Origin of the sequence: Vibrio genomosp. F10 str. 9ZD137, assembly GCF_049974785.1 — a bacterium.
Classification (GTDB): domain Bacteria; phylum Pseudomonadota; class Gammaproteobacteria; order Enterobacterales; family Vibrionaceae; genus Vibrio.
In genome coordinates this window covers 1-372 of record NZ_JBNGCJ010000215.1, presented here as the reverse complement: position 1 = coordinate 372, position 372 = coordinate 1, and the positions used below count along the sequence as shown (strand labels likewise).

The window sequence follows — 372 nt, the reverse complement described above, 5'->3', positions numbered from 1 at the left end:
GAAAATGGTGGCGCCGTTAATGGCCGCGCTATTATTGAGCGCCTGTAGTGACAAAGGCGATGAAGGTTTACCTTCCCAAAAAACGCTCGCTGGTGACAGCCAAATGTGTGAAGTCAGCCCAGGTTTTTCTATTGCGTGTGACCGTGACAATGATGGTATCTCTGATGCGGATGAACTCCTCAGCGGAACCAACCCGAATGATCAGAATGACCCAGTACAAGGGGGCGATAAAGACACCGACGGCGATGGCATTAAAGACGGCAAAGAAGTGACGGAAGGTTGGGACAAAACCGACCCGAACGACCCAGTGCAAGGGGGCGATAACGACACCGACGGCGATGGCATCAAAGATGGTCAGGAAGTGACGGAAGG

At 52.7% G+C, this 372-nt stretch carries 1 protein-coding gene; it reads left to right on the top strand.

Translation table 11 applies throughout. The annotated features are described in order from the left end of the window. Window positions 1–372 (top strand): thrombospondin type 3 repeat-containing protein (locus ACP45E_RS02935; RefSeq protein WP_241824254.1); only part of this gene is annotated, 372 nt, incomplete at both ends.